At 72.2% G+C, this 19,691-nt stretch carries 20 protein-coding genes; 3 read left to right on the top strand and 17 right to left on the bottom strand.

All coding sequences use genetic code 11. The features are described from left to right. Positions 1 to 7 precede the first annotated feature (7 nt). From ACH4UK_RS20465 to ACH4UK_RS20405, 13 genes are all read right to left on the bottom strand, one after another. On the bottom strand, positions 8 to 937 hold the full coding sequence (locus ACH4UK_RS20465; protein WP_398358136.1) for an ABC transporter permease: 930 nt from the start codon (positions 935 to 937) through the stop codon (positions 8 to 10). Continuing rightward, positions 924 to 1,715: an ABC transporter ATP-binding protein gene (locus tag ACH4UK_RS20460; RefSeq protein WP_398358134.1), complete on the bottom strand. Its 792-nt coding sequence runs from the start codon at positions 1,713 to 1,715 to the stop codon at positions 924 to 926. Before ACH4UK_RS20460 ends, ACH4UK_RS20465 begins: the two co-directional genes overlap by 14 nt. 39 nt (positions 1,716 to 1,754) lie before the next feature. After that, complete coding sequence (locus ACH4UK_RS20455; RefSeq protein ID WP_398358132.1) at positions 1,755 to 2,870, bottom strand: aliphatic sulfonate ABC transporter substrate-binding protein; 1,116 nt, start codon at positions 2,868 to 2,870, stop codon at positions 1,755 to 1,757. A 237-nt stretch (positions 2,871 to 3,107) separates the two neighbouring features. Further along, positions 3,108 to 4,454: a sulfate adenylyltransferase subunit 1 gene (locus ACH4UK_RS20450; protein ID WP_398358130.1), complete on the bottom strand. Its 1,347-nt coding sequence runs from the start codon at positions 4,452 to 4,454 to the stop codon at positions 3,108 to 3,110. 2 nt (positions 4,455 to 4,456) lie between these two features. Beyond that, positions 4,457 to 5,392 (bottom strand): sulfate adenylyltransferase subunit CysD, encoded by a 936-nt coding sequence (gene cysD / locus ACH4UK_RS20445; protein ID WP_398358129.1) that lies wholly within the window; start codon positions 5,390 to 5,392, stop codon positions 4,457 to 4,459. After that, the gene (gene cysC / locus ACH4UK_RS20440) at positions 5,389 to 5,934 is read right to left on the bottom strand and encodes an adenylyl-sulfate kinase (RefSeq protein ID WP_398358127.1); all 546 of its coding nucleotides are present in this window, start codon (positions 5,932 to 5,934) and stop codon (positions 5,389 to 5,391) included. Before cysC ends, cysD begins: the two co-directional genes overlap by 4 nt. Positions 5,935 to 5,957: 23 nt before the next feature. Further along, positions 5,958 to 6,674, bottom strand: coding sequence for a phosphoadenylyl-sulfate reductase (locus tag ACH4UK_RS20435; RefSeq protein WP_398358125.1), 717 nt, complete (start codon positions 6,672 to 6,674; stop codon positions 5,958 to 5,960). Beyond that, positions 6,671 to 6,850 (bottom strand): hypothetical protein, encoded by a 180-nt coding sequence (locus tag ACH4UK_RS20430; RefSeq protein WP_097934331.1) that lies wholly within the window; start codon positions 6,848 to 6,850, stop codon positions 6,671 to 6,673. The genes ACH4UK_RS20435 and ACH4UK_RS20430 overlap by 4 nt, the downstream gene beginning before the upstream one ends. After that, positions 6,847 to 8,544 carry a nitrite/sulfite reductase gene (locus ACH4UK_RS20425; RefSeq protein ID WP_398358123.1) on the bottom strand — a complete coding sequence of 566 codons (1,698 nt, stop codon included), beginning with the start codon at positions 8,542 to 8,544 and terminating at the stop codon, positions 6,847 to 6,849. Before ACH4UK_RS20425 ends, ACH4UK_RS20430 begins: the two co-directional genes overlap by 4 nt. A gap of 114 nt (positions 8,545 to 8,658) precedes the next feature. Further along, positions 8,659 to 8,742 (bottom strand): putative leader peptide, encoded by an 84-nt coding sequence (locus ACH4UK_RS20420; protein WP_316944184.1) that lies wholly within the window; start codon positions 8,740 to 8,742, stop codon positions 8,659 to 8,661. Positions 8,743 to 8,938: 196 nt separating this feature from the next. After that, entirely contained in the window at positions 8,939 to 9,535 is a 597-nt protein-coding gene (locus ACH4UK_RS20415; protein WP_398358121.1) for a GNAT family N-acetyltransferase, read from the bottom strand. A gap of 49 nt (positions 9,536 to 9,584) precedes the next feature. Further along, complete coding sequence (locus tag ACH4UK_RS20410) at positions 9,585 to 10,880, bottom strand: GAF domain-containing protein (RefSeq protein WP_398358119.1); 1,296 nt, start codon at positions 10,878 to 10,880, stop codon at positions 9,585 to 9,587. A 243-nt stretch (positions 10,881 to 11,123) separates the two neighbouring features. Beyond that, positions 11,124 to 12,761 (bottom strand): acyl-CoA dehydrogenase family protein, encoded by a 1,638-nt coding sequence (locus ACH4UK_RS20405; protein WP_398358117.1) that lies wholly within the window; start codon positions 12,759 to 12,761, stop codon positions 11,124 to 11,126. A 74-nt stretch (positions 12,762 to 12,835) separates the two neighbouring features. Here ACH4UK_RS20405 and ACH4UK_RS20400 point away from each other — a divergent pair, with 74 nt between their 5' ends. Together ACH4UK_RS20400 and ACH4UK_RS20395 are read left to right on the top strand one after the other, a co-directional pair. Next, a complete protein-coding gene (locus ACH4UK_RS20400; RefSeq protein ID WP_398358528.1) occupies positions 12,836 to 13,999 on the top strand; it encodes a YihY/virulence factor BrkB family protein in 1,164 nt (387 codons plus the stop codon). Between the two features lie 9 nt (positions 14,000 to 14,008). Further along, complete coding sequence (locus ACH4UK_RS20395) at positions 14,009 to 14,779, top strand: DUF6597 domain-containing transcriptional factor (RefSeq protein WP_398358116.1); 771 nt, start codon at positions 14,009 to 14,011, stop codon at positions 14,777 to 14,779. Here ACH4UK_RS20395 and ACH4UK_RS20390 read toward each other — a convergent pair. From ACH4UK_RS20390 to ACH4UK_RS20375, 4 genes are all read right to left on the bottom strand, one after another. Beyond that, positions 14,707 to 15,111 carry a VOC family protein gene (locus ACH4UK_RS20390; protein ID WP_398358115.1) on the bottom strand — a complete coding sequence of 135 codons (405 nt, stop codon included), beginning with the start codon at positions 15,109 to 15,111 and terminating at the stop codon, positions 14,707 to 14,709. The genes ACH4UK_RS20395 and ACH4UK_RS20390 overlap by 73 nt on opposite strands. 72 nt (positions 15,112 to 15,183) lie before the next feature. Continuing rightward, positions 15,184 to 16,734 carry a 3-hydroxyacyl-CoA dehydrogenase NAD-binding domain-containing protein gene (locus ACH4UK_RS20385; protein ID WP_398358114.1) on the bottom strand — a complete coding sequence of 517 codons (1,551 nt, stop codon included), beginning with the start codon at positions 16,732 to 16,734 and terminating at the stop codon, positions 15,184 to 15,186. 62 nt (positions 16,735 to 16,796) lie between these two features. Then, entirely contained in the window at positions 16,797 to 17,594 is a 798-nt protein-coding gene (locus ACH4UK_RS20380) for a CoA-transferase subunit beta (protein WP_398358113.1), read from the bottom strand. Next, a complete protein-coding gene (locus ACH4UK_RS20375) occupies positions 17,591 to 18,535 on the bottom strand; it encodes a CoA transferase subunit A (protein WP_398358111.1) in 945 nt (314 codons plus the stop codon). The genes ACH4UK_RS20380 and ACH4UK_RS20375 overlap by 4 nt, the downstream gene beginning before the upstream one ends. A gap of 129 nt (positions 18,536 to 18,664) precedes the next feature. Between ACH4UK_RS20375 and ACH4UK_RS20370 the strand changes: the two genes are divergently transcribed. After that, entirely contained in the window at positions 18,665 to 19,690 is a 1,026-nt protein-coding gene (locus ACH4UK_RS20370; protein WP_398358109.1) for a LysR family transcriptional regulator, read from the top strand. The last annotated feature ends 1 nt before the right edge of the window (position 19,691 follow it).

The following is a 19,691-nucleotide window of genomic DNA, read 5'->3' as shown; positions in this document are numbered from 1 at the left end:
GCGTGACTCAGTTCTTGACGAGGAGACCGCGGCTGCGCAGCACCCACCGCTCCAGCGGACTGAAGATGAGCAGGTCGATCGCGATGCCGACGAACAGGATGAGCAGGATCGACAGGAAGATCCCGGGCATGTCGAAGTTGCTGCGGCCGTTCTCCAGCAACTGCCCGAGACCCAGACCCAGTTCGGGGGAGGACGCGATGATCTCGGCGGCCATCAGCGAGCGCCAGGAGAACGCCCAGCCCTGCTTGAGGCCCGCCAGATAGCCGGGCAGCGCCGCCGGGAGCACGATGTGCCAGGTCCCGCGCAGCCCGGTCGCGCCCAGCGTGCGGCCCGCCCGGAGGAACAGCGGCGGCACCTGGTCGACGCCGGAGACCAGTCCGTTGGCGATCGAGGGCACCGCGCCCAGCAGGATCACCGCGAACATCATCTGGTCGTTCAGGCCGAGCCAGATCACCGCCGGGGCCACCCACGCGACCGAGGGAAGCGACTGGAGCCCGGACAGGATCGGGCCGATCGCGGCCCGGATCAGCTTGACCCGGGCGACCACCAGCCCCAGCGGCGTACCGATGGCGACCGCGAGCAGGAAGCCGAGAAGGCCGCGGGAGACGCTGGTCCAGACGACCTCCAGCAGCGTGCCCTTGAGCCACATCTCCTGGGCGCTGTCCCACACCGCGGACGGCGGCGGCAGCTTGTAGACCTCCGTGACCTGGGCGCGCACCAGCAGCTCCCAGACCACCAGGACCAGCGCGACCGCCACGACCGGCGGCAGCACCTTGTGCAGCAGGACCTCGCGCACGGGGGTGCGGCGGATCTGCACCGCGTCCAGGGCGTCGAGGCCGGCCTCCAGGCCCGCCAGGTCGTCGCGCTTCGCGTCGACCGGTCCGGCGGCCGTCGCGTCCGGCCGCTTCCGGTCGGACGTGATGTCAGTGCTGGCCATGTCGGCGGATCTCCCCACGCAGTTCTTCGGTGATCTCGACGGACAGCTCCGCCACGGCGGTGTCCTCGATGCGGCGCGGCTGCTCGATGTCGACCGTCCACTCGCGGGCGATCCGGCCCGGCCGGGACGACAGCAGCACCACGCGCTGCGCGAGCCGTACGGCCTCGCGCACGTTGTGCGTGACGAAGAGGACCGAGGCGTTCGTCTCCCGCCAGATCCGGGTCAGTTCGTCGTGCAACACATCGCGGGTGATGGCGTCCAGCGCCGCGAACGGCTCGTCCATCAGCAGCAGCTGGCTGTCCTGGGCGAGCGCGCGGGCCATCGCGACCCGCTGCCGCATCCCGCCGGACAGCTCGTGCACCCGCTTGCCGTACGCCCCGCCGAGACGGACGAGCTCCAGCAGCCGCTCCGCCTCGGTGCGGCGCTCCGACTTCGGCACCCCGCGCAGCCGCAGGGCCAGTTCGATGTTCTTGCCCGCGGTCAGCCACGGGAAGAGGGCGTGCTCCTGGAACATCAGGGCCGGCCGCCCGCCGGGGGTCTCGATGGACCCCTTCGACGGGCGGTCGAGTCCGGCCACCAGATTGAGCAGCGTCGACTTGCCGCACCCGGAGGCTCCCAGGAGGGTGACGAACTCACCCGGAGCGACATCGAGCGTGATGTCGTCCAGGACGAGCTGGGGCCCCGTCGGCCCGTTGAAGGACTTCGAGACGTGCGCGAGACGGGCGGCGTGCTCGACCGTCGTACGGTCCTCGGCCTTGGTGAGGGTGGTGGTCGCCATGGTCGTCACCTCCTGGGAATCCTGGTACGGGTGGGCGGGCTACTTGACGCCGAGACCGGCGTCGGCGACCTCGGGCTGACCGTCGGCCTCGAGGATCTTGTTCAGCGGGCCCAGGTCGTAGATGCCCTGGAGGTTCGGCTCCTTGAGCAGACCGGACTTCACCGAGTAACCGGCCTGCGTCTTGAGCGTGTCGGCCAGCGGGTCGTCGGTGATCTCGATGGACTCCCACGCCGGGTCGAGGATCTCCTGGGGCAGCGGCTTGCCGCTCAGGGTCTCCAGCGCTTTGTTGGCGGACGCCTTGGCCTCATCGGGGTTGGCGTTGATCCACTTGTTGGTGGACACCGAGCCCTTCAGCACCGCCTCGACCACGTCCGGGTGCTCGTCGAGGAACTTCTGCGACACGATGATGTTCGTGATCACGAACTTCTTGTCCGGCCACAGGTCCTTCTCGTCCAGGAGCACCTTCGCGCCCTCGGACACCAGCTTGGAGGCGGTCGGCTCGGGCACCCACGCCCCGTCCAGGTCACCGGACTTGTAGGCGTCCGGCGTCACCTTGTTGTCCGAGCGGACCACGGAGACGTCGCCCTTGCCGCTCTGGGCGTCGACCTTCCAGCCCTTCTCGGAGATCCAGTTGAGGAAGGCCACGTCCTGGGTGTTGCCGAGTTGGGGGGTGGCGATCTTCTTGCCCTTGAGGTCGTCCAGGGTCTTGATCTTGTCCGGGTTGACGACCAGCTTCACCCCGCCGGAGGCCGAACCGGAGATGATGCGCAGGCCCTTGCCCTGGGACTTGCTGTAGCCGTTGATCGAGGGGGAGGGGCCGATGAAGCCGATGTCGATGGACCCGGCGTTCAGCGCCTCGATCTCGGAGGGGCCCGCGTTGAAGGTCGTGGACTCGACCTTGGTGCCGCCCAGTTCCTTCTGGATGGTGCCTTCCTGGATACCGACCAGGGCGGTGGCGTGCGTGAGGTTCGGGAAGTAGCCGATCTTCACGGTGTCCGCGGAGAGCTTCTTTCCTCCGGCGGAGACGTTCGCCTTCTTGGCGTCGTCGTCCTTGGCGTCGGAGCCGTAACCGCAGGCGGTGGCCGCCAGGGCGAGCAGCGGCAGCGCCGCGACGGCGGCGATGGAGCGGCGAACGGTGGAACGGGGGGCAGGCACGGGAGGCTTTCCTCTCGTTGGCCCGGTACGCGCGTCCCGCTGTCTGGTCAGGGGGGCGCGGCCGGGAGGTCGGCAGGTCTTCGGCGATACGGGCGGTGCGGGTGGTGAAGGTGGGCGCGCAAGCGGTGCGCGTACGTCATCACGCACATCGCCCGACCCCGCCCTGACCGCTGCCGAGGGCGCCGCTGCCTACCCGGCCGCCCTCCTTCGCGAAGGTGGAGAAGAAGTCGGTGGCCATCAGAAGTCCCATTCGGCGTCGTCGTCGGCGGCCGGTGCGGCGGCTTCGGCGACCGCGGCGAACGAGGCGCCCGCCATGCCGGCGCTCAGCGTCGTACCGTCCGCCGGGTCGATCAGCAGGAACGAACCGGTGCGCCGGGAGTCGGCGTACGCGTCCAGGGCCAGCGGTTCGGCGGTCCGCACGACGACCCGTCCGATGTCGTTGGCGACGAGCTGCCCGGGTGCCGGGTGCTGGGAGAGGTCGTCCAGGGTCAGCCGGGACGGGATGTCCTTGACGATCGCCTTGACCGTACGGGTGGTGTGCTTGAGCAGCACCCGCTGGCCCACCGCGAGCGGCTGGTCGGCCACATGGCAGACGGTCGCCTCGACGTCCTGCGTCACGGCCGGCGCGTCGTCCGCCGGGGCGAGCAGGTCGCCGCGCGAGATGTCGATGTCGTCGGCCAGCCGGATCGTCACCGACTGCGGCGCCCAGGCGATGTCGACGCTCTCCCCGAGCGCGTCGATGCCCGCGATCGTCGTGGTGCGCCCCGAGGGGAGTACGGAGACGGACTCGCCGACCCGGAACACCCCGGCCGCGATCTGACCGGCGTACCCCCGGTAGTCGGGGTGCTCGGCGCTCTGCGGGCGGATCACGTACTGCACGGGGAAGCGCGCGTGGCAGGCGGTGAGGTCATGGCTGACCGGCACCGTCTCCAGGTGTTCCAGGACGGTCGGCCCGCCGTACCAGTCCATGTGCGCGGACGGCTCCACCACGTTGTCCCCGGCCAGCGCCGAGATCGGGATGGCGGTGATCTCCGGGACGCCGAGAGAGGCGGCGTACGCGGTGAACTCCTCGGCTATCGCGGCGAACACGGGCTCCGCGTACGCGACCAGGTCCATCTTGTTGACCGCCAGCACCACGTGCGGGACGCGCAGCAGCGCGGCGACGGCGGCGTGCCGGCGGGTCTGCTCGACGACCCCGTTGCGGGCGTCGACCAGGACCACGGCCAGCTCCGCCGTGGAGGCGCCGGTCACCATGTTGCGGGTGTACTGCACATGGCCCGGGGTGTCCGCGAGGATGAACCGCCGCCGGGTGGTCGCGAAGTAGCGGTAGGCGACATCGATGGTGATGCCCTGCTCGCGCTCGGCCCGCAGCCCGTCGGTCAGCAGCGCCAGGTCCGGAGCGTCCTGGCCGCGGCTCAGCGACGCCTGCTCGACGGCCTCCAGCTGGTCGGTGAGGATCGACTTGGAGTCGTGCAGCAGGCGTCCCACGAGGGTGGACTTGCCGTCGTCGACCGACCCGGCCGTGGCGAATCGCAGCAGGGTGGTGGCCGACACGTCGGCGAACTGCTCGGTGGTCGTGGTCATGGTTAGAAGTACCCCTCGCGCTTGCGGTCTTCCATCGCGGCCTCGGACACCTTGTCGTCGGCGCGGGTCGCACCCCGCTCGGTGAGCCGGGAGGCGGCGATCTCGGTGATCACGGCGTCCAGCGTGGTGGCGTCGGAGTCGACGGCCCCGGTGCAGGACATGTCGCCGACCGTGCGGTAGCGCACCAGACGGGTCTCGGTGGACTCGTGGTCCTTGGGCCCGCCCCAGCCGCCGGCCGTCAGCCACATGCCGTTGCGGCTGAAGACCTCGCGCTCGTGGGCGAAGTAGATCTCCGGGAGCTCGATGGACTCGCGCTCGATGTACTGCCAGACGTCCAGCTCGGTCCAGTTGGAGATCGGGAAGACCCGCACATGCTCGCCCGGGGCGTGCCGGCCGTTGTACAGCTGCCACAGCTCGGGGCGCTGGCGGCGCGGATCCCACTGCGAGAACTCGTCGCGCAGCGAGAAGACCCGCTCCTTGGCGCGCGCCTTCTCCTCGTCGCGCCGCCCGCCGCCGAACACCGCGTCGAAGCGGTGCTGCTGGATCGCCTCGGTGAGCGGGACCGTCTGGAGCGGGTTGCGGATGCCGTCGGGGCGCTCGCGCAGCTTCCCGGCGTCGATGTACTCCTGCACGGAGGCGACATGCAGCCGCAGCCCGTGCTTCTCGACCGTGCGGTCGCGGTAGCCCAGGACCTCGGGGAAGTTGTGCCCGGTGTCCACGTGCAGCAGCGTGAACGGCACCGGCGCGGGCGCGAACGCCTTGAGCGCCAGGTGCAGCATCACGATGGAGTCCTTGCCGCCGGAGAACAGGATCACCGGCCGCTCGAACTCGCCCGCCACCTCGCGGAAGATGTGGACCGCCTCCGACTCCAGGGAGTCCAGGTGGCTGAGCGCGTACGGGTTGACGGTGCCTTCCGGCACGGTGGCGACGGTGCTCACGCCAGGCCCCTCTCGGTGAGCAGCGCGTGGAGCGCCGCTGCGGACTCCTGCACGGTCTGCTGGTGCGACTCGATCCGCAGGTCGGGCGACTCGGGGGCCTCGTAGGGGTCGTCGACCCCGGTGAGACCGGTGAGCTCGCCCGCCGCCTGCTTGGCGTACAGCCCCTTCACATCGCGTACGGAGCACACCTCGACGGGCGTCGCGACGTGCACCTCCAGATAGCCGGTGGACTCGGTGGCGTGCCGCTTGCGGACGGCCTCGCGGCTGTCGGCGAACGGGGCGATGACGGGGACCAGCACCTTCACGCCGTTGCCGGCGAGCAGTTCGGCGACGAAGCCGATCCGGGCCACGTTGGTGTCCCGGTCCTCGCGGGAGAAGCCGAGGCCCGCGGAGAGGAACGTGCGGATCTCGTCGCCGTCGAGCACCTCCACCTTGTGGCCCTCGGTCCGCAGCCGGCCCGCCAGCTCGTACGCGATGGTGGTCTTGCCCGCGCTCGGCAGACCGGTCAGCCAGATCGTGGCTCCCGTCTCCGTCACGCTCATCGAAGTCTCCTGATCAGTCGTCATCAGCCGTGCAGCCCGCATTCGGTCTTGCCCCGTCCGGCCCAGCGGCCGGCCCGTGCGTCCTCGCCCTCCAGCACCCGGCGGGTGCAGGGCGCGCAGCCGACGGAGGCGTAACCGTCCATCAGCAGCGGGTTGGTGAGCACCCCGTGCTCGGCGACGTAGGCGTCCACGTCGTCCTGGGTCCAGCGCGCGATGGGGGAGACCTTCACCTTGCGGCGCTTGGCGTCCCAGCCGACGACCGGGGTGTTCGCCCGGGTCGGGGACTCGTCGCGGCGCAGACCCGTCGCCCACGCGGCGTACGCGGTCAGGCCGTCCTCCAACGGCTTCACCTTGCGCAGCGCGCAGCACAGGTCGGGGTCGCGGTCGTGCAGCTTCGCGCCGTGCTCCGCGTCCTGTTCGGCCACCGTCCTGCGCGGGGTGATCGTGATGACGTTGACGTCCATCACCGCGTCCACCGCGTCCCGGGTCCCGATGGTCTCGGGGAAGTGGTAGCCGGTGTCCAGGAACACCACGTCCACGCCCGGCATCACCCGCGACGCCAGGTGGGCGACCACGGCGTCCTCCATCGAGGAGGTGACGCAGAAGCGCGGCCCGAACGTGTCGGTCGCCCACTTCAGGATCTCGGTGGCGGAGGCGTCCTCCAGCTCCCGTCCGGCCCGTTCGGCCAGCTCCTGGAGCTCCCGGTCGGTGAGCTGTCCGGTCAGCAGCGTGTCCGTCATGTCCGGTCCCCTTCGCCGTCGTTGCGCTGAACGCCCCGGGTCAGCAGGCCCAGGAACTTCAGCTGGAACGCACGGTTGCAGGAGGCGCATTCCCAGGCGCCGTGACCGGTCTCGTTGGGGCGCAGGTCCTCGTCGCCGCAGTACGGGCAGTAGAACGGGGCGGCTCGCTCGCTCATGACAGCGACTCCGCACTGGCGCGCGCCGCCCAGGTCGCGAAGCGCTCGCCGTCCTCGCGCTCCTCCTGGAACCGGCCGAGCACCCGCTCGACGTAGTCCGGCAGTTCGGCCGAGGTGACCTTCAGACCGCGGACCTTGCGGCCGAACCCGGCCTCCAGTCCGAGCGCCCCGCCGAGGTGCACCTGGTAGCCCTCGACCTGGTTGCCCTCGCCGTCCAGCATCAGCTGGCCCTTGAGGCCGATGTCGGCGACCTGGATGCGGGCGCAGGCGTTCGGGCAGCCGTTGATGTTGATCGTGATCGGGTGGTCGAACTCCGGGATGCGGCGTTCCAGTTCGTCGATGAGGGCAGCGCCGCGCGCCTTCGTCTCGACGATCGCCAGCTTGCAGAACTCGATGCCGGTGCAGGCCATCGTGCCGCGCCGGAACGGGGACGGGGTGACCTTGAGGTCGAGCGCCTCGAGGCCGGCGACCAGGGACGCCACCTGCTCCTCGGCCACGTCCAGCACGATCATCTTCTGCTCGGCGGTGGTCCGCACCCGGCCGGAGCCGTGCTCGTCGGCCAGTTCGGCGATCTTGGTGAGCGTGGAGCCGTCGATCCGGCCCACCCGCGCGGCGAAGCCGACGTAGAAGCGGCCGTCCTTCTGCCGGTGCACCCCCAGGTGGTCGCGCCAGGTCTGGGCGGGCTCCTGGGGCGCGGGGCCGTCGGTCAGCTCGCGCTTGAGGTACTCGTCCTGAAGGATCCGGCGGAACTTCTCCGGGCCCCAGTCGGCGACCAGGAACTTCAGGCGGGCGCGGGTGCGCAGCCGCCGGTAGCCGTAGTCGCGGAAGATCGAGATGACCCCGCCGTACACGTCGGGCACCTCGTCCAGCGGCACCCAGGCGCCGAGCCGCACGCCGAGCTTGGGGTTGGTGGAGAGGCCGCCGCCGACCCAGAGGTCGAAGCCGGGGCCGTGCTCCGGGTGGTCCACGCCGACGAAGGCGATGTCGTTGATCTCGTGCGCCACGTCCAGGTGCGGGGAGCCGGAGATCGCCGTCTTGAACTTGCGGGGCAGGTTGGAGAAGTCGGGGTTGCCGATGAACCGGCGCTGGATCTCGTCGATGGCGGGGGTGCCGTCGATGATCTCGTTCTCCGCGACGCCCGCGACGGGCGAACCGAGGATCGTGCGGGGCGTGTCACCGCAGGCCTCGGTGGTGGACAGGCCCACCTCTTCGAGCCGCCGCCAGATCTCCGGCACGTCCTCGATGCGGATCCAGTGGTACTGCACGTTCTGCCGGTCGGTGAGGTCGGCGGTGCCGCGCGCGAACTCCTGCGAGATCTCCCCGATCACCCGCAGCTGCTGCGTGGTCAGCCGGCCGCCGTCGATCCGGACGCGCAGCATGAAGTACTCGTCGTCCAGCTCCTCCGGCTCCAGCACGGCCGTCTTGCCGCCGTCGATGCCGGGCTTGCGCTGGGTGTACAGCCCCCACCAGCGCATCCGTCCGCGCAGGTCGTTCGGGTCGATGGAGTCGAAGCCGCGCTTGGAGTAGATCGTCTCAATACGTGTCCGTACGTTGAGACCGTCGTCGTCCTTCTTGAACTGCTCGTTCCCGTTCAGGGGCGTGTGGTGGCCCACGGCCCACTGACCTTCACCACGGTGCCGTCCGGCCTTGCGGCGGGGCGTGGCGGTCGCAGGCTGTTCCGGGGTAGCGGCCATGGCAATACGTCCTTCGGGACTGCGGGAGGGCGGCTCTGAGCGGCACACTCGCGCTGAGGCGCGGCAGTGCGCAGGGCGGTTCAGAGGTAAGAGGAGGCGGCGGTGCTGGGACTCTCAGCTCGCCGGACAGATGGCGCTGGACATGCGGCAGAGGTCGACGTGGCGTCGACTCACCAAGGCAATTCCAGTTCCAGACATGACGGAAGCGTGTCACGCGAATCTCGGGACAGTCCACCACTATCCGTCATGTGGACGGCTGGGTCTCGATCCGTGAGACATCGTGACGTCGGTCACGGGGTGTGGCAGGGGCATGGGCGACAAATCGCCCACGTGCGGATCGCCGGAGGGCACGGTGGAACCAGCCGCTCCACCGCCCCCCGGGGAGCCGGGACGATCAGGAGGCGTACGCCCCGGGCCACGGGCCGGGTGTCGCCACCTCCGGCTCCACCTCGGTCTTCGTCCCGAAGAGCCGGAAGCCCCGCCGCAGGTAGTTGTCCATCGCGTGCGGGCCGTCCTTCGAGCAGGTGTGCAGCCACACCCGCTTCGTCCCCGGCCGCTCCGGCCAGCGCTCCGCCAGGTCCCAGGCCCGCGCCGCCCCGTACGAGAGGAGGTGGCCGCCGATCCGCCGCCCCCGGAACGCCGGGATCAGCCCGAAGTACATGATCTCGACCACGCCGTCGTCCTGCGCGTCCAGCTCGACGTACCCGGCCGGCGTCCCGTTCGCGTACGCCACCCAGGTCTCCGCCCCGGGCCGCTGGAGGACCTCCAGCCACTGGGCGTACGTCATGCCCAGCCGGTCGGTCCACCGGATGTCCCCGCCCACCGCGGAGTAGAGGAACCGGCTGAACTCCGGCAGCGCGACCTCGGACCGGACGATGCGCAGATCGCCCTCCGGGGCCGGGGCGGGGCGGAGATCGGCGGGGGAGGTCTGTTCCAGCGACCAGACGGTCACCTCGGTGGTCGGCGCAGCGGGCCGCGGGGTGTCGCTCATGACGGCCAGCGAACCACGCCGCCACGCGCCCGCGCACGGCGACCCCCTCTCAGGTGGCCCGAGCCGCCTCGCGGGCCTCCGCCACCACCGGCGCCAGCGAGTGCGGCAGCAGATCCGCGTGGTGCTCCGGGTGGATCACCTCCACCTCGACCCCGTCCCCGAAGCGGTACGGGCGGTGCGCCAGGACCTCCGCCAGATGACGCCGCAGCCGGGAGACCTCCGCCCGGACCGTCACCGTCCGGGTCGCGTCCCCGAAGAGGTCCCGCGCCAGCTCCGACGCCGTCCGCCCCTGCCGGTGCACCGTCAGCGCGTACAGCAGCTCCGCATGCCGCGGCGAGAGTCGCTGGGTGCGGCTCCCCAGCGGCCCGGTCAGATGCACGGTGAGCGCCCGGGGCCGGCTCAGATCCAGCACCACTCGGCGCGGCGCCCCCTGCGCACTGCCGTCGCCCACCTGCACCAGCCAGCCGCCCGGCAGCGGCTCGACCCGGCACATGCCCAGCGAGGGCAGCCACACCGGACCCGGCCGCAGCGACTTCGGCAGCGGCAGCCGGTCCACCGGAGCCATCCCGGTCACCGCCGCCAGCCGCCCGTGCACGTCCACCGCCAGCGCCCGCCCGCCGATCCGGCACAGGATCGGCGCGGCCACCGCGCGCAGCCGCTCGATCTCCGCCAGGTGGCGGGTGCGGATCTCGGCCTCGGCGAGCCGGGCCACCGAGTCCACCAGGGCCAGCGTCGCCGGATGGAAGGTGGACGCCGCCCCGCTGATGTCCACGATCCCGATCAGCCGGCCGTCACGCGGATCCCGGACCGGGGCCGCCGCACAGGTCCAGCCGTGCAGCGCCCGGATGAAGTGCTCGGCCGAGTGGACCTGGACGGGGACCCGGGCGGCCAGCGCCGTCCCGATCGCGTTCGTCCCGGTCGCCGCCTCGTCCCAGGCCGCGCCCTCCTCCAGACAGATGTCGTGCGCCCGGCGCAGCACCCCGGTGTTGCCCTGCCGCCACAGCACCCGGCCCTCGGTGTCGGTCACCACCATGATCTGCTGCGAGGCGTCGGCTATCGAGGCCAGCCCCGCCCGCAGCAGCGGCATCAGTTCGCCGAGCGTCGTGCTGCGCCGCCGGTGCTCGATCTCGTCCGCCTCCAGCAGGTCGCTCTCCGGCGACTGCTCGGGGTCGATGCCGCTGCGCACCACCCGGTCCCAGGAGGCGTCGATCTCCGCCCGGGGCGCGACAGCGGACCGTTCGCCCGTCAACCGGGCCTCCCGCGCCCGGTGGAGCAGCCTGGTCGTCCGACGGCCCGCCCCCTGACCGGTCACCCGCACCACCCCCGCAGAACCTGTGTCCGTCATGGTCCCCGTTTTCCCGAACGCTTCCCGTTCCCCGGCCCATCCTGCCGCGCACCGGGCATGCCCGCCGACCAGTCCGTCCAGGCGTTGCAACCCCTTGCAACTCTGGCGATGCCTCACGGGTCCGTACCAGAGTGGCAGAACACTGTGCGCCGGGCCTGTCCCGGTCGCCCGGTGTTGCACAAGCATGGAGGGTGGTGCCGTGTCGGCGCAGCACCACCCTCCGTCGCTTTTCCCCCGCGGTCGCTACCCGGCGGCCGGCCGGGCACGGGCCACGACCGAGGCCAGATCCAGACTGTGCGGCAGCGTCCCGAACGCCGTGCCCCAGTCCCCGCCGAGCCGTGAGGCGCAGAACGCGTCGGCCACCTCCGGCGGAGCCCAGCGCACCAGCAGCGAGCCCTGGAGCACCAGCGCGATCCGCTCCACCAGCCGCCGGGCCCGCGCCTCGACGCCCTCCAGGTCGGCCAGCTCCGTCAGCAGGTCCTTGATCGCCGCGTCCAGCCGGTGATCGGCTCCGCGCGCGCGGCCGACCTCGCGCAGGAACGCGTCCAGCGCCCGCGGCTCCCGTTGCAGCGCCCGCAGCACGTCCAGCGCCTGCACATTGCCCGAGCCCTCCCAGATCGAGTTGAGCGGCGCCTCGCGCAACAGCCGGGGCATCCCCGACTCCTCCACGTACCCGTTGCCGCCCAGGCACTCCAGGGCCTCGCCCACCACGGCGGTGCAGCGCTTGGTGACCCAGTACTTCGCGGCGGGCACCGCGAGCCGCAGGAAGGCGCGCTCCTCCTCGGTGTCCGTGTCGTACGCCGAGGCCAGCCGCATCGCCAGCACCGTCGCCGCCTCCGACTCCAGCGCCAGATCCGCCAGGACGTTGCGCATCAGGGGCTTGTCGATCAGCAGCCCGCCGAACGCGCTGCGATACGCGCTGTGATGGACGGCCTGCGCCACCGCCTGCCGCATCAGCGCCGCCGAACCCACCACGCAGTCCAGCCGGGTGGCCGCCACCATCTCGATGATGGTGCGCACCCCGCGCCCCTCCTCGCCGACCCGGCGGGCCCAGGTCCCGTCGAACTCGACCTCGCTGGAGGCGTTCGACCTGTTGCCCAGCTTGTCCTTCAGACGCTGGATCGCGAACACGTTGCGCGTGCCGTCCGGGAGCACCCGCGGCACCAGGAAGCAGCTCAGCCCGCCCGGCGCCTGCGCCAGCACCAGGAACCCGTCCGACATCGGCGCCGAACAGAACCACTTGTGCCCGGTCAGCAGATACTCCCCGTCGCCGGAAAGCGCCTCGGCCCGGGTCGTGTTGGACCGTACGTCGGTGCCGCCCTGCTTCTCGGTCATGCCCATCCCGAACAGCACCCCGGCCTTCTCCCGCGGGGTCCGCAGCCCTTCCCCGTAGGTGTGCGAGGTCAGCAGCGGCTCCCACTCGGCGGCCAGCGCCGGATCGGTCCGCAGCGCGGGCACCGCGGCATGCGTCATCGACAGCGGGCAGCCGTGCCCCGCCTCGGCCTGGGTCCAGACCAGGAACCCCGCCGCACGCCGGACATGACCGGCCGGACGGCCCCAGGCGTCCGTCAGCCCGGCCGACACGGCATGGCTCAGCAGCCGGTGCCAGGACGGGTGGAACTCGACTTCGTCGATGCGGTTCCCATAACGGTCATGGGTGCGCAGTACGGGCGGATACGCATTCGCCTGCGCACCCCATTCCTGCGCCTGGGCGGAGCCCGCGGACCGGCCGAGCTCGCCGAGCTCCTCCAGAGCCACGGGCAGCACGCCGGGCTCGATGTGCCGTTCGACGGCCTCGGACAGGGCCCGGTCGGCGGCGAAGACGTCATAGCCGACCAGCGGCGGAACCTGATTGGTCACTGTGTGGGTGGTGGCTGCCATGCCGCTACGGTAAGGAGGTGCAGGCAGCAAAGGAAACACCCGAGCGGCCACCGGGCCGACTCCACCGGGCGCGAGTGCTCTACCGCAACGTCTCCAAGCGACGGATGGCGTGGCACTTGCTCAAGGACACCGTCAACTCGTGCATCGAGTACCGCATTCTGGGCCTCGCGGCCGAGGCGGCGTTCTTCACCCTGCTCTCGCTGCCCCCGCTGCTGCTCGGCATGATCGGGCTCCTCGGCTACGTCGACGAGTGGACGACCACCACCACGGTCGCCTCCATCGAGCGCAACATCCTCTCCGCGGCCCAGACGGTGCTCTCCGAGCGCGGGGTCAACGACTTCGCCAAACCGCTGCTCGCCGACGTCACCACCGGGGCCCGCCCCGACGTCATCTCCATCGGGTTCGCCATCGCCCTGTGGTCCGGCTCCCGCGCGGTGAACGTCTTCATCGACACCATCACCGTGATGTACGGACTCGACGGCCACCGCGGCATCGTCAAGACCCGGCTGCTCGCCTTCCTGCTGTACGTCGTCGCCCTGCTGCTCGGCGCGGTGGTGCTGCCGCTGCTGGTCGTCGGCCCGGACCGGGTGGTCGAGTTCGTCCCCTGGGGCACCGAGGTCATAGCCGTCCTGTACTGGCCACTCGTGATGCTGCTGACCGTCGCCTTCCTCACGACGCTCTACCACGTGTCCGTGCCGGTGCGTTCGCCCTGGATCGAGGACGTCCCCGGGGCTCTGGTCGCGCTCGGGATGTGGGTCCTCGGCAGCTTCCTGCTCCGGATCTACCTGACCAACACGGTCGAAGGCCCCACCATCTACGGCTCCCTGGCGGCGCCGATCGCCGTCCTGCTGTGGATCGGCATCTCCGCCTTCGCGGTTCTGGTCGGCGCCGCGGTCAACGCGGCCATCGACCGGGTGTGGCCCTCGCTCGCGACGGCCGCCGCCCGCGAGGCCACCGAACGCGTCCGGGCCGCGCAGGCCGCCGAGTTCGTCGCCCGTACCCGCTCGGCCGGCTACGAGGGCGCGGACGACGACGAGGACGAGGACGACGGCCCGGCGTACATGCCCTCCGAGTTCCCCGAGCGCTGGTCCCGCTTCCTGCCGCCCGACGACGTGAAGTCCCGGCTGCACGCGACCTGGGAGAAGGAACCCAAGGACACGAAGGAGAGCAGGGAGAGCCGCGAGGGCAGGGAGAGCCGGGAGGCCGGCGAACCGCCCTCCCGCCGGCCCAGCCCTTAGCGTGGAGACATGCCCCGGGAACACCAGCGCTACCAGGAACGGCCCTCCAGGCTGGACGGCGCGGTCCTGTGGACCGTGGACGTACCGCCCGGCCCGGACCTGCCCGCCCGGTCCGTCCTGCCGGACGGCTGCGTGGACCTGATCTGGACCGCCGGACGCCTGATCGTCGCCGGGCCCGACACCCACGCCTTCCAGGTCGACCCGCACGACCGGGGCCCCTGCGCCGCGATCCGGTTCGCGCCCGGAACCGCCCCCGTGCTGCTCGGCGTACCGGCGTACGAGCTGCGCGACCACCGGGTCGAGCTGGCCGAGCTCTGGTCCCGCTCCACGGTCCGCGCCCTCACCGAGCACATCGACCGGGCCGCCGACCCCACCGCCGCCCTGGAGGACTTCGCCCTGGGCCGCACCGCTGACACCGGCCCCCCCGACCCGCTCACGGTGGCCGTCGCCGACCGGCTGCGGCGGGGCAGGTCCATCGCGTCGACGGCCGCCGAGGTCGGCCTCGGGGCCCGCCAGCTGCACCGCCGCTCCCTGGCGGCGTTCGGCTACGGCCCCAAGACCCTGGCCCGGGTGCTCCGCCTCCAGCGCGCCCTGGCCCTCGTCCGCGCGGGGCTGCCGTACGCCGAGGCGGCCGCCGCGGCGGGCTGCGCCGACCAGGCGCACCTGGCCCGCGAGATGCGCGACCTCGCCGGGACGACGCTCGGGGCCTACTTCGCGGCGGGGGACGCGGAGGCGAACAGCGAGACCCCGCAGCCGTCCGGGTCCAGCACGACCGCGTAGCGCTGCCCCCACACCGCGTCCCAGGGCTTCGCATGGCCCGTGTACCCGGCCCCGACGAGGTCCGCGTACACCGCGTCCACCTCCGCCGGGCTGTCGCAGACGAACGCCAGCCCGAGCCGCTCGCCGCCCGAGGGCCGCTGCCACCCCGGATCGAACGAGGCGATCACCTCCTCCGTGTCCCACAGCAGTCGCTGCCCGCCCGGCAGGGCCACTTCGACATGGGGTGCGGATTCCGCCCCGGCGGGGATGTCCAGGCCGAGCCGGCGGTAGAAGGCGAGCGAGGCGGCCAGGTCCGCCGTGATGATGCCGATGGCGTCGAATCGTGGAGTCATGCCTCCGACCGTAGGCGCGCACCGCCCCGCCGTCTTGGACGAATCGGTCGCCCGGCCACGCCTGGCCCGCCCTCAGCCCAGACAGTCGGCGGGCGAGGTCCCCGGATCGGTGAGCGCGAGACCCAGGGCGGCGCGCTCCGTGATCCACCGCGTCGGCCGGTGGCGCGGGTCGCCCGTCGTCGCGTGCAGCGCCCGTTGCAGCTCCAGCATCCGCACGGCCCCGACGCGCTCGCCCCAGGCCAGCGGACCGACCGGATAGCCGAGCCCGGTGGTCACCGCCAGATCGATGTCGGCGGGCCCGGCGAGCGAGCGCTCCGCGATCGAGCAGCCGACCGCGACGACCGAGGACAGCAGCCGCTGGGCGACCGAGCCCGCCGTGTCCCGCACGACCGACACCGCGTACGGCTCCCCGCCCTCGGCCGCCCGCGCCAGCACGGCACGCGCGTCCCGGGCGGCCGCCGGATCGCCGGCCGCCGTCACCGCGAGGACCCGCCTGCGCCCCGCCGCCGGCAGCACCTCGACGCCGAACGTACGCTCCCGGGGCAGCGCGCCCTCCGCGACCGCCGCCGACACCGGCGTCCCCCAGACGGGCACCAGCACCACGGCCCCCGCCGACGGCCCCGCGCCCCGCTCGACGCGCACCCCCGCGGCCTCCAGCGCACCGGCCAGGCTCTCCTCGTACCCGGCCGTCCCCGGCCGCCCGCCCGAGGCCAGGAACACCGGGCGATCCGCGTCCCCGGTGACCGCGCTCTCCGGTGCGGGGCCGGCCGCCCCGTCGCCGTACGCGTACCAGCCCCGGCCCGTCTTACGGCCGTGCAGCCCCGCCACCACCCGGTTCGGCGTCAGGAAGGACGGGCGCAGCCGGTCCTCGTACCGGAAGCCCTGCCAGATCGAGTCGATCACCGCGGCCGTCACGTCGAGACCCGTCAGGTCCATCAGCTCGAAGGGGCCCATCCGCAGCCCCAGGACGTCCCGGGCGATCCGGTCGATCTCCGCCGGGCCCGCCACCGACTCCTCCAGCAGTGCGAGGGCCTCGGTCACCAGCCCCCGCCCGGCGTGGTTCACCAGGAAGCCGGGGGTGTCGGCGACCGTGACCGCCCGGTGCCCGCAGCCCTCCACCAGCTCGGTCAGCAGGGCCGGAATGTCCGGCCGGGTGGCCGCGCTCGGCACCACCTCGACGATCCTCATCAGCGGCACCGGATTGAAGAAGTGCAGGCCGGCCAGGCGCGAGGGGTCCTGGAGCGTCGTGGCGATCCGGGTCACCGACAGGGAGGAGGTGTTGGTCGCGAAGACGGCGGATGAGGGCAGGGCCCGCTCCAGCCGCCCGAACACCTCGGCCTTGGTCGCCAGGTCCTCCCGTACGGCCTCGATCACCAGCTCCACCTCCGGGCCCGCCGCCCACGGCTCGGCGAGCGGCACCAGCCGGGCCACGGCCCCGTCCCGCTCGGCAGCGGACAGCCGGCCCTTGGCGACCGCCCGGTCCAGCATCGAGGCGACGAAGTCCAGGGCCTCCGTCACCGCCTCGGGCCGTACGTCCCCGAGCTCGACGGTGTGTCCGGCGCTCGCCGCCCACTGGGCGATACCGCGGCCCATGGCCCCGGCTCCGACGATCCTGATACGCATGGCGGTGAAAGACCTTTCAGCGGAGACAGACGTGGTTCTTCGGTGGAGGCGGACACGGCTCTTCAGCGCAGGTACACCCGGTTCGGATCGACATCGTCCCGCAGGAGCCGCAGCTCCGCGGGGTCGGGCGGGTCCGTCGTCGCGACCCGGCCCGCCGTCCGGAGATCCCAGCCGGTCGCGGCCCGGACCTGCTCGACGGTGACCCCGGGATGCACGGCAACCAGCCGGAGCTCGTCCCCGACGCCGTCACGGGCGAGGACGCCCAGCTCGGTGACGACCCGGGTGACGCCGACGCCCAGCGGGCGGATCCCGTCCGCCAGCGCCCGGTCCGGGCCCGGCGTGGTGCAGAAGTCCAGGACGCCGACGAACGAGCGGGGCGTGTGGCGGCGCATCACCACGAAGACCTCCCGGGCGTTCGCCATCACCTCCACCGCGCCCCCGGAACCCGGCAGCCGCACAGACGGGCCGTCCCACTCCCCGATCACCGAGGTGTTGAGGCTGCCCCACCGGTCGATCTGCGCGGCCCCCAGGAAGCCCACGTCGATGTGCCCGCCCTGGAGCACCGAGCCGAACAGGGTGGGCATCGACACCACCGCCTCGGCCCCGGTGACCAGGACCGCGTCCGCGATGGTCTCCGGCAGATGGGAGGGGTGCGCCCCGCAGACCCCGGACTCGTACACCACCTCCATGTCCGGCGCGACGGTGAGCCGCGCCAGCTCGGCCGCGAGCGTCGGCAGCCCGATGCCCGCGAACACCGTGCGGCGGCCGGCCAGTTCACGCGAGGCGACGACGGACAGCAGCTCGGAGGAGGTGACGGCCCCGGCGGCGCGGCCCGCTGCCGCCGGGCTCGGGCCGCTCACAGCCGCCGCCCGTAGTTCACCGGCTCGCTCAGCGCCTCGCCGACCGCGAGCCCCGCCCAGAACTCCTCGCCCAGCTTCGCCGCGTACTCCGCGTGGTCGGCCGTTCCGTACACCCACTCCGCCAGCCACTCCCGCAGCCGCACCGGGTCCCCGCTGATCGCGGACCAGGACCGGTAGAAGGCGTTGTCCCGGTCGTAGTAGCCCTGCGCGAACGAGGGATGCGCCCCGCGCGGGCAGACCACCACCGCGTCGACCGCGTGCGCCGGGATCAGCGTGCGGTTCGGGTCCGAGCGGATCACCTCGTCGTCGACCAGCTCCTCCACCACCACGACCGCCCGGTCCGCCGCGTACACCGCCTCGGCCTGAACGCCCGTCAGACCCCAGATCTGGGTGTTGCCCCGGCGGTCCGCGCGCTGCGCGTGGACGAACGTCACGTCCGGGCTGACGGGCGGCACCACGTAGATCTGCTCGGGAGCCTGCCCGTCCGGCCCCGGATAGGGCGAGGTCACCTTGCGGATGCCCGGGTTGACCGAGGGCAGATCGCTGCCGGCGTACGAGCGCAGCGGATAGAACGGCAGCCGCTGCGCACCGGCGAGATACCGGCACACCATCCCGTAGTGGCTGTACTCCTCGAACGCCAGCGGCTCCGGATCGGCCCGCTCGATCCGCCGCCGCAGCTCACCGAGCGAACCGGCGGAGGAGTTGCCCACGAAGGACGAGACCAGCCGCGCGACGCAGCCGGCCGCCAGCATCTGGTCCACCACGATGTCCGCCGTCATCCGCACGACGGTGAGACCGCGCCGGCCCTGCCGGATGATCTCGTGGCCCGCGGCGGTCGGGATGAGGTGGGTGAACCCTTCGAGGCTCACGGTGTCCCCGTCGCGCACGAAGCGCGCGACGGCCTCCCGCAGCGACACGACCTTGCCCGCCGTCCGTTCCACAGCGCTCCCCGGCGTCGGTGTACAGGTCGCCCCACCGTGTCAGGGGCCATTGATCGGTGTCCAATACCGAATTAGGCTCGCATTGAGATGCCAGAGCTCTCACCCGGCCGGAAGAGGGCGAGGACCCGGATGGAACTGCGCCACCTGAAAGCCTTCCTCGCCGTGGCCGAGGAACTGCACTTCGGCCGGGCCGCCAAGCGCCTCCAGATGGCACAGCCGCCGCTGAGCCAGCAGATCCGCCGGCTGGAGAAGGAGCTCGGCGTCCAGCTCTTCCGCCGCAACACGCGCTCCGTCCGGCTCACCGGCGCGGTGGAGGCCTTCCTCGAACCCGCGCGCACGGTCCTCGACGACCTCGACACCGCCGTGCGGGCCGCCCGCTCCGCCGGCCGGGGCGAGTACGGCCGGATCACCATCGGCTTCGCCGGGGCCTCCAGCCACGAGACGCTGCCCCGCCTGACCCGCGCCGTGCGCGCCGCACACCCCGGGCTCGAACTCGTCATGACCGGCCAGACGTACGCCAACGTCGCGCTGTCCCGGGTCGCCGACGGCTCGCTCGACCTCGGCTTCGTCCGGCTGCCGGTGAACCGGCCGGGAGTGGACCACCGGGTGATCGACGAGGAGGAGCTGCTGTGCGCCCTGCCCTTCGACCACCCGCTCGCCCGGCGCGAGGCGGTGCCGCTCGGCGCGCTGGCCGACGAACCGTTCGTCTCCTTCCCCGCCAACACCGGCTCCACCGTGCGCGACGCGATGACCGAGGCCTGCGAGAGCGCCGGGTTCACCCCGCGCGTCGTCCAGGAGGCCCCCGACTCGTACACGATCATGGCGCTGGTCGCCGCCGGGGTCGGCGTCACCCTCACGGTCACCTCCGTACGCCACATCCAGCAGAGCGGGCTGGTCTACCGGCCCCTCACCGGACCGCCCATCCGCCGCCAGGCGGCCCTGGCCTGGCGCGCCGACAACCCCTCCGCCGCCCTGCACGCGGTGCTCGCCGTCGCCCGGGACGCCCTGCCGACACCGGTACGCGGACCGGACGGAGCACCGATTGAGACGCCCGGCCTCTCGGTACCGGGCACATCCGGTATTGGACCGGCTCAGTCACCGGATGCGAAGGTCACCCCACCACCCGTGCCCCGCCTGTCGCCCTGGTCGCCCTGAA

Origin of the sequence: Streptomyces sp. NPDC020884, from assembly GCF_044333935.1 — a bacterium.
Classification (GTDB): Bacteria; Actinomycetota; Actinomycetes; order Streptomycetales; family Streptomycetaceae; genus Streptomyces.
Note: the sequence above shows the minus strand (reverse complement) of the source record. Positions and strands in the feature narration are given on the sequence as shown.

Excerpts from the sequence above, each read along its gene's own strand:
- cysC (WP_398358127.1), bottom strand. The coding sequence starts at position 5,934 with ATGAGCGTGACGGAGACGGGAGCCACGATCTGGCTGACCGGTCTGCCG.
- ACH4UK_RS20395 (WP_398358116.1), top strand. The coding sequence starts at position 14,009 with ATGCCCCGGGAACACCAGCGCTACCAGGAACGGCCCTCCAGGCTGGAC.
- ACH4UK_RS20405 (WP_398358117.1), bottom strand. The coding sequence starts at position 12,761 with ATGGCAGCCACCACCCACACAGTGACCAATCAGGTTCCGCCGCTGGTC.
- ACH4UK_RS20420 (WP_316944184.1), bottom strand. The coding sequence starts at position 8,742 with ATGTCTGGAACTGGAATTGCCTTGGTGAGTCGACGCCACGTCGACCTC.
- ACH4UK_RS20465 (WP_398358136.1), bottom strand. The coding sequence starts at position 937 with ATGGCCAGCACTGACATCACGTCCGACCGGAAGCGGCCGGACGCGACG.
- ACH4UK_RS20410 (WP_398358119.1), bottom strand. The coding sequence starts at position 10,880 with ATGACGGACACAGGTTCTGCGGGGGTGGTGCGGGTGACCGGTCAGGGG.
- ACH4UK_RS20460 (WP_398358134.1), bottom strand. The coding sequence starts at position 1,715 with ATGGCGACCACCACCCTCACCAAGGCCGAGGACCGTACGACGGTCGAG.
- ACH4UK_RS20390 (WP_398358115.1), bottom strand. The coding sequence starts at position 15,111 with ATGACTCCACGATTCGACGCCATCGGCATCATCACGGCGGACCTGGCC.
- ACH4UK_RS20370 (WP_398358109.1), top strand. The coding sequence starts at position 18,665 with ATGGAACTGCGCCACCTGAAAGCCTTCCTCGCCGTGGCCGAGGAACTG.
- ACH4UK_RS20435 (WP_398358125.1), bottom strand. The coding sequence starts at position 6,674 with ATGACGGACACGCTGCTGACCGGACAGCTCACCGACCGGGAGCTCCAG.
- ACH4UK_RS20450 (WP_398358130.1), bottom strand. The coding sequence starts at position 4,454 with ATGACCACGACCACCGAGCAGTTCGCCGACGTGTCGGCCACCACCCTG.
- ACH4UK_RS20415 (WP_398358121.1), bottom strand. The coding sequence starts at position 9,535 with ATGAGCGACACCCCGCGGCCCGCTGCGCCGACCACCGAGGTGACCGTC.
- ACH4UK_RS20430 (WP_097934331.1), bottom strand. The coding sequence starts at position 6,850 with ATGAGCGAGCGAGCCGCCCCGTTCTACTGCCCGTACTGCGGCGACGAG.
- ACH4UK_RS20385 (WP_398358114.1), bottom strand. The coding sequence starts at position 16,734 with ATGCGTATCAGGATCGTCGGAGCCGGGGCCATGGGCCGCGGTATCGCC.
- ACH4UK_RS20425 (WP_398358123.1), bottom strand. The coding sequence starts at position 8,544 with ATGGCCGCTACCCCGGAACAGCCTGCGACCGCCACGCCCCGCCGCAAG.